Origin of the sequence: Corallococcus sp. AB018, assembly GCF_003986945.1 — a bacterium.
GTDB classification, from domain to species: domain Bacteria; phylum Myxococcota; class Myxococcia; order Myxococcales; family Myxococcaceae; genus Corallococcus; species Corallococcus exiguus.
In genome coordinates this window covers 22,381-30,821 of record NZ_RAWR01000122.1, presented here as the reverse complement: position 1 = coordinate 30,821, position 8,441 = coordinate 22,381, and the positions used below count along the sequence as shown (strand labels likewise).

General features: G+C 71.8%; 1 protein-coding gene. It reads right to left on the bottom strand.

Features of this window, described 5'->3' with window-relative positions:
• The coding region (locus D7Y11_RS24645; protein WP_126934935.1) for a non-ribosomal peptide synthetase/type I polyketide synthase at window positions 1-8,307 on the bottom strand (8,307 nt) is incomplete at its 3' end.
• Window positions 8,308-8,441 lie beyond the last annotated feature (134 nt).

The window sequence follows — 8,441 nt, the reverse complement described above, 5'->3', positions numbered from 1 at the left end:
GGCGGGTGCTACGCCCGTGGACACGGCAGACCCGTGCGAGGACACACCCGCCTCCGGAGGACTCCCGTGCACCAGAGCCCCGTGTGAGACGCCGGCCGGATCCGTCGTCGCGGACTCGATCTGAATCGCGCCGTTCGAAGCCGTCATCGCGGACGAGGCTGGAGGAGCGCGAACCGACACAGGGGCCGTCATCGCGGAGGCGGCCTGAGGAGCGCGGACTGACGCCGTGACCAGTGCCAGGTCGGAGGTCACATCAGGCGCACGCTCCACGGGCGCGGCCGGGGCCTCTGCCGGAACCTGCGGCGCACGAACGGGACTTCCTGCCGGAGGCGCGAACGGAGACGTCGTGGCGCGTGCTCTCGGCTGCACCCAGACCGCCTGGGTCTGGAACGCATACGTGGGCAGGTGCAGCCGCAGGCGCTGCTCGTGCGCGTAGAACGCGCTCCAGTCCACAATCACACCCGCGGTCCACAGCTCGCCCACGGCCTGGAGCCAGCCCATCTGCTCCGTCGTCTTCCCGCCCACCCGCAGCGACGCCAGCGCGTGGACGGGGGATCCGCCGCCTTCGGGCCGGGCCAGGTTCGCGCGCACCAGCGGCGTCACGTCCTGTCCCGGTCCCACCTCCAGCAACACCGTGCAGCCTTCCGCCTGGAGCGCCTCCACCGCGCGGGTGAAGCGCACCGGCTGGCGCATCTGCTCCGTCCAGTAGTCCGGCGCCGAGAGCTCTCCCGGCCTGGCCAGCGCCCCCGTGAGGCTGGACACGTACCGCACCGTCGGCTCCGACCAGCGAAGTGCGCCCACCACGCGCGCCAGCTCCGGCATCAACGGCTCCACGTCCGCGGAGTGGAACGCGTGCGGCGCGGGCATGCGCACCGCACCGGCCTTCTGGGCCTTCAGCTCGGCCTCCAGCCGATCCACTTCCTCCACCGGCCCGGACACCACGCAGCGGTCCGGAACGTTCACCGCCGCCACCGACAGCCGGCTCGACAGCAACGGCTGCACGCGCTCCACGGGCAGGGCCACCGCGAGCATCGCGCCCGGCGGCATCCGGTGCATCAGCTCCCCGCGAGCCACCGCGAGGCGCATCCCGTCCTCGACCGACAGCGCCCCCGCGATGCACGCCGCCGCGTACTCACCGAAGCTGTGACCCATCACCGCGGACGGCGTGACGCCCAGGTCCCGCCACATCCGAGCCAGCGCCACCTGCACACTGAACAACGCGGGCAGCGCCACGCGCGTGTCCGCGAGGTCCGCCGAAGCATCGGCCTCGGGCGTCAGCACGGCCGACACCCGCGCCCGCAGCGGCGCGTCCAGCAACGCGAGGCACGCGTCCAGGTGCGCGCGGAACAGCGGCGACGCCTCCGCCAGCTCACGCCCCATGGCCAGCCGCTGCGAACCCTGCCCGGAGAACACGAACGCCACGCGCGGCGCCTTGCCCGGGCTCTTCGCCAGCGTCACCGGCTTCTGGAGCTGCCGCGCCAGGTCCTCCGCGCCCGTCACCACCACCGCGCGGCGGAACTCGAAAGCCTTGCGACCCACGGCGTGCGTGAACGCCAGATCCGCCAGCGCCGAGTCCCCGACGCCCGTCGCCTCCAACCGCCGCGCCGCCGCCTCCAACGCTTCCGGCGAGCGCGCGGACAACACGACGAGCTGGTGGGAACGCGTGGTCGAACCACTCTGCCGCATGGGAGCTTCCTCGAGGATGGCGTGGGCATTGGTGCCACCAATGCCGAAGGAGCTGACCGCGGCGAAGCGAGGCGTCTCGCTCCGAGGCCACGACCGCAACCTGGTGTTGACGAAGAAAGGACCCGCGTCGAAGTCGATCTGCGGGTTGGGCTTCTCGAAGTGGAGGCTGGGGGGAATCTCACCGTGGTGCAGCGACAGCGCGGCCTTCATCAGTCCCGCCAGTCCCGCGGCCGTGTCCAGGTGCCCCACGTTCGTCTTCAGCGACGCCAGCGCGATGCGTCCCCGGTGCTCCACGCCCAGGCCGTACGCGCGGGTCAGCGCCGCCACTTCAATCGGATCCCCCAGCGGCGTCGCGGTGCCATGGGCCTCCACGTAGCCCACGGCCTCCGGTGCCACGCCTGCGTTGGCCAACGCCTGGGACACCACCGCTGCCTGGCCCTGCACGCTGGGCGCGGTGAAGCCGGACTTGTTCTTGCCATCGTTGTTGAGCGCCGAGCCCCGGATGACGGCGTAGATGGCGTCCCCATCCCGTACCGCGTCCTCCAGACGCTTGAGCACCACCGTGCCCACGCCGTTCCCGGGCAGCGTCCCCTGTGCCCGAGCGTCGAACGCACGGCAGTGTCCGTCCGGTGAGAAGATGAGGCCCTCCTGCGCCACGTAGCCCGTGCGCTGCGGCAGCGACAGCCGCGAGGCCCCCGCGAGCGCCACGTCGGACTGCCCCGTCCGCAGGCTCTGACAGGCCAGGTGCACGGCCACCAGACCCGTGGAGCACGCGGTGTAGAGCAACGTGCTCTCACCCGTGAGCCCCAGCTTGAAGGACGCCTTCGTCGGCAGGCTCTCGTGGGTGGCGGTGCCGTTCAGCTCGAAGAAGGACGCCGCGTCCAGCGGCATCGCCTGCCGCACGGCCTCCGCGTATCCAGAGGCCGCGGCGCCCGCGTACAGCGAGATGGCGCCGGGGTAGCGCTCCGGATTGACGCCCGCGTCCTCCAGCGCGGCCCACGCCGTCTGGAGGAAGAGCCGCTGCTGCGGATCCGTGAACTGCGCCTCGCGCAGGGACATGTCGAAGAACGCGTGGTCGAACCCCTCCACGTCTTCCAGGACACCGGCGGCGGGAACGAACGCCGGGTGGTACCAGAGCTCGAACCCCTCCGGCAGGGAGGGCAGGTGCTCCAGCTCCTCGGGGGAGAAGCGCGTGATGGACTCCACGCCCTCGCGCAGGTTCCGCCAGAACGCCTCCACCGTTCCCGCGCCGGGGAAGCGGCCCGCCATGCCGACGATGGCGATGGACCCGGAGGCGCCAGGCTTCGACGCCTCGCGCGGACGGTGGCCGGGCGCGGTGGGCGACGGCGCGGGTGCTCCCTGCGACTCCTGCTCCAGCCGCTGGGCGAGCGACTCCACCGTGGGGTGTTCGAACAACCAGACCACGGGCACATCGCGGCCCAGCGTCTCCTTCAAGCGCGAGGCGAGCCGCATCACGGACAGCGACGTGCCGCCCAGGTCGTTGAACAGGTGGTCCTGCGTGCCCACGCGGTCGGCCCCGAGCTCGCGGGACCACGTGGAGGCGATCCGTTCCTCCAGTGGATGGGCGGGCGCCACGTAGCGCTCACGCCGGCCGGTGGCCTCCGAGTCCGGAGCGGGCAGGGCCTTGCGGTCCACCTTGCCGCTGGGGTTCAGGGGCAGGGTGGGCAGCGCCACGAACAGCGACGGCACCATGTAGTCGGGGACCTTGCGGCGCAGGGCCTCTCTCAGCCGCGTGGGCTCCAGCACCTGCCCCGGGCGCGGCATCGCGTAGGCGACGAGCCGCTTGTCGCCGGGGACGTCCTCGCGCACCACCGCCGCGGCCTCGTGCACTTCGGGCAGCTCGCGCAGGGCGGCTTCCACTTCCGGAAGCTCGATGCGGAAGCCGCGCACCTTCACCTGGTGGTCCGTGCGGCCCAGGAAGTCCAGCGTCCCATCCTCGCGCCAGCGGACCCGGTCGCCCGTGCGGTACAGCCGTGCGCCAGGCTGCGCGCCGTACGTATCCGGCACGAAGCGCTCCGCCGTGAGGTCCGGCCGCGACACGTAGCCCCGGACCACGCCATCACCGCCGAGGAACAGCTCCCCCGGCACGCCCACCGGCACCGGCTGGAGCCGAGCGTCCAGCACGTACGCCGTGGTGTTCGCGAGCGGCGCGCCAATGGGCACCGACGCGCCCGCCTGCTCTGGCCGCTCCACCGTGAAGAACGAGGCGGCCACGGAGCATTCACTGGGGCCGTAGGCGTTGATGACGGTCCGGCCCAGGAACTCCACCGCGCGGCGCACATGCGGGGCGGAGATGACGTCGCCCGCCACGTGCACTGCGCGCAGCCGTCCGAGGATGTCCAGCCGGTGCTCCACCAACTGCGAGAAGAGCCCCGACGTCAGGTGGGCGAAGCTGACCGCGTGGCGCTCCACCACGCGCGCGAGCGTGTCCATGTCTCCGGCGGGGACCTTGCCGGGGAAGATGACCAGCCGGCCGCCATGCAGCAGCATCGTCCACAGCTCCATCACGGAGCCGTCGAAGGACAACGGCGCGAAGAGCATGCCCGTTTCGCGCTGACCGACGCGCGAGTAGGGCTCGGCGTGCACGAGGCGCATCACGCCACGATGCTCGGAGGCCACCCCCTTGGGACGGCCGGAGCTGCCGGAGGTGAAGATGACGTAGGCCAGGTTGCGAGGCCCCACGGTGACTTCCGGCGCGGTGACAGGCTGATCATCGAGCGACAGCGCGTCCACGAAGAAGCAGGCCAGGGTCGCGTCCGGCACGTGCAGCCGCTCACGCAGCGCGCGCGTGGTGAGCAGCATCCGGGGCCGGGCGTCCTCGATCATGAACGCCAGCCGCTGCGCGGGGTACGACGCATCCAGCGGTACATAGGCGCCGCCCGCCTTGAGGATGGCGAGCACCGAGACGACGAAGTCCACGGAGCGCTCCATGCACACCGCCACCGGCACGTCCGGGCCCACGCCCCGAGCGCGGAGGAAGTGCGCGAGCGGATTGGCCCGCGCCTCCAGCTGCGCGTACGTCAGGCGAAGATCCCCGTCCTCCACGGCGATGGCGTCCGGAGTCCGGGCGACCTGGAGCGCGAACTGCTCGGGGAGGGTGCTGCCGGAGGGGTAGTCCCGGGCCGTGTCGTTCCACGCGGTGAGCACCTGGTGGCGCTCCGCGTCCGTCATCCAGGGCAGCTCGTGGATGGAGGTCTCCGGGGCCGCGATGGCGGCGTCCAGCAGCACGCGGAAGTGACCGGCCAGCCGCGCCACGGTGCCGGCGTCGAACAGCTCCGTGGAGTACTCCAGCCAGCCCTCGAAGCCCTGGGGGGACTCCGCGAGCGACAGCGTGAGGTCGAACATGGACGTGCCGGTGTGCACGTCCAGGAGCCGGGACTGGAGCCCCTGCAGGACGGGCGCGTCCACGCGCGCGCCCTGGAGGTTGAACATCACCTGGAACAGCGGCGTGTGCCCCAGTTCACGAGGAGGCCGGAGCGCCTCGACCACACGCTCGAAGGGCACATCCTGGTGCGCGTACGCGCCCAGCGCCGTCTCCCGCACGCGGGCCAGGAGCTCCCGGAACGAAGGAGCTCCCGACAGCCGCGTGCGAAGGACCAGCGAGTTGACGAAGAGGCCGACGAGCCCCTGGAACTCCGCGCGCTGACGGCCCGCGATGGCCGTGCCCACGCTGATGTCGTCCTGGCCCGCGCGGCGGGCGAGCACGGTCTGGAAGGCCGCGAGCAGGACCATGAACGGCGTGACGCCTTCACGCTCCGCCAGCGTCCGGACCGATTTCGCGAGGCCCGCTTCCAGCACCACCGGCACCCGAGCGCCCGCGGACCCACGCCGCGAGGGACGCGGCCGGTCCGTGGCCAGCTCCAGCAGTTGGGGAGCACCAGCGAGCTGCGTCCGCCAGTAGTCCAGCCGCGACTCCAGCGCGGCGCCGTCCAGAGTGTCCCGCTGCCAGTCGGCGGCGTCGGCGTAGTCCAGGGGCAGGGCGGGCAGGGGCGACGGGCGGCCTTCGCGCAGCGCCGAGTAGAGGACGGAGACCTCGCGCACCAGCACCGCCATGGACGTGGCGTCCGACACGGCATGGTGCATGACGAGCACCAGCGCATGGGTCCGCGCATCCAGCGTGAGGAGCGTGGCGCGCACCAGCGGTCCACGCTCCAGGTCGAACGGGCGGCGGGCCTCTTCGTGGGCCAAGCGGAGCGCCTCGGCTTCGCGGGCGTTGGCGGGCAGGGACTCCAGTGACACGCGCGCCAGCGGCAGGGATGCGTCCGGCGCGATGACCTGTCGGGGCTGCCCCGAGGTCTCGCGGAAGGAGGTCCGCAGTCCTTCATGCCGGGCCGCGAGCGCCACGAGGCTGCCCTCCAGCGCGGCCACATCCAGTTCGCCCTCCAGGCGCACGGCGGCGGGCAGGTTGTAGGACACGTCGCCGGGGGCGTACCGGGACAGGAAGAGCAACCGGGCCTGCGAGGAGGACGCCTCGCGGTCGCCGCCCACGTTTCTGCGAAGAGGCGCGGGGCCCGCCGCGTCACGGAGGGAGGCCAGCCTATGAGCCAGGGACGTGATGCTCGGCCCCTGGAGCAGCCATTCCATGGGCACTGTCAGCCCGGTGCCGGCGCCCACTTCGTGCGCCAGCTCCACCGCGCCCAACGAGTCCAACCCGTAGCGAGTCACCGGAGCATCGACGTCGATGTCCTCACGGATCATGCGCACGTGCCGGGCCACGACGTCGCGCAGCCATGCGACCAGTGCTTCCGCGTCCGGCTTCTCAGGCAGTGCCGCTTCCTCCTTCGGCCCAGCGGGCAGGGGAGCCTCGGCCGGCGATGGGCGTGCATCGGAAGATTGAGAGCCCTCCGCCCGCCACGCCGTCACCTCCTGCAATGCCCCCGCGAGGAAGGCCGCTCGGCACGCGTGCCGCTGCACCTTGCCGCTGGACGTCTTGGGCAGGCTGCCCGGCTCGATGAGCACCACCGCGTGCGCCTGCACCTCGTGCGACTCCGCCAGCCTCTGACGGATGGTGCCCACCGCCGCGTCCGCCGCCGCCAGCTGCTCACGCAGTCCGCCCAGCCGCCGCACGTCGATTTCCTGCACGACAACCGCGCGCTCCTCGCCACCCACCTCCACCGAGAACACCGCGCCGCCCCCGGGCCTCAGCGCCGGGTGCGCCCCCTCCACCGTCGCCTCCAGGTCCTGCGGGTAGTGGTTTCTCCCGCGCAGGATGATGAGGTCCTTGCGCCGCCCCGTGACGTACAGCTCGCCCTCCGGCCGCAGGAAGCCCAGGTCTCCGGTGCGCAGGTACGGTCCGCCGTCCTCACGAGCGATGCGCGCATGGAACGTCTCGCGCGTCGCCTCCTCGCGGCCCCAATACCCCTGGGCCACGCTCGGCCCTGACACCCAGACTTCGCCCACCTCCCCGGGCCCACGCCGCTCCAACGTCTCCGGGTCCACGATGGCGATTCGCTGCTCCGCCAGCGTCTGGCCACACCCCACCAGCGTGCGCGCACCGGGCTGCGCCGCGCCCACTTCCTCCGCGCGGTGCCGCTCCAGCCCCTCACCCGAAATCGTCACCGACACCGGCGGCGCCGACTTCTCCCCGCCGGAGACGATGAGCGTGCCCTCCGCCAGCCCGTAGCAAGGGTAGAAGGCCTCGCGCCGGAAGCCACTGGGGCCGAAGGCCTCCACGAAGCGCTCCAGCGTCTCCGGGCGAATCGGCTCCGCGCCGCAGAAGGCCACCTCCCACCGGCTCAAATCCAACGCACGCCGCTGCTCCGGCGTGCTCTTTCTCACGCACAAGTCGAACGCGAAGTTCGGCCCGCCGCTGATGCTTCCCCCGAAGCGCGACACCGCCTCCAGCCACGCCATGGGCCGCTTGAGGAACGCCATCGGCGACATCAACGTCACCGGGAAGCCTCCGTACAGCGGCTCCAGGATGCCGCCGATGAGGCCCATGTCGTGGTACGGCGGCAGCCAGATGACGCCCACGCTGTCCGCACGTGCGCCGAAGGCACCGTGGATGAGCGACAGGTTGTGCAGCAGGTTGCCGTGCGTGAGCATCACGCCCTTCGGCGTGCCCGTGCTCCCGGACGTGTACTGAAGGAACGCGAGAGACTCCGCGCCCAGGCCCTCCGGCGCCACCCAGTCCCGCTCGCCGCCCTCCGGCAACTCGTCCGTCGCCATCCAGTGCAGCGCGCGGAAGTCCGGCGCCTGCTCGAAGACGAAGTCCGACAGCCCGAGGATGCCCGACGTGGTGAGCACCACCGACGCACGTGCGTCCTGGATGATGGCCCGCAGGCGGGGCAGGGTGCGCTCCAGCCGCATCGGGTCCGGCGGATACGCGGGCACCGCCACCGCTCCCGCGTACAAGCAGCCGAAGAAGCCCGCGATGTAGTCCAGTCCCGGCGGGTACAGCAGCAGCACGCGCTCGCCTTGCGCGCCACGCTCACGCAGCGCCGAGGCTATCCGCCGTGCTCGCACGTCCAGGTCGGACGCGCTCCACACGGTCTCTTCACCGTCAGCTTCACCCAGGAACGTGTAGAGCGGCGCGTGGGCGGACGGCCCTTGGACAAGCTTCAGCAGGACGCCAGGAAGGGTTCGCGAGAAGTCGTGCACGGGGAGCCATCCATGTGTCGAAAAAGCGCCGACACTTAATAGCAGCCCGGGTGCTCAATTCCTCGGCACTCCTGGTGACGAAACCCCGGAGGTTCCTGACGCCAGCCCACTCGGGGAGCGGGGACTCGGCACGC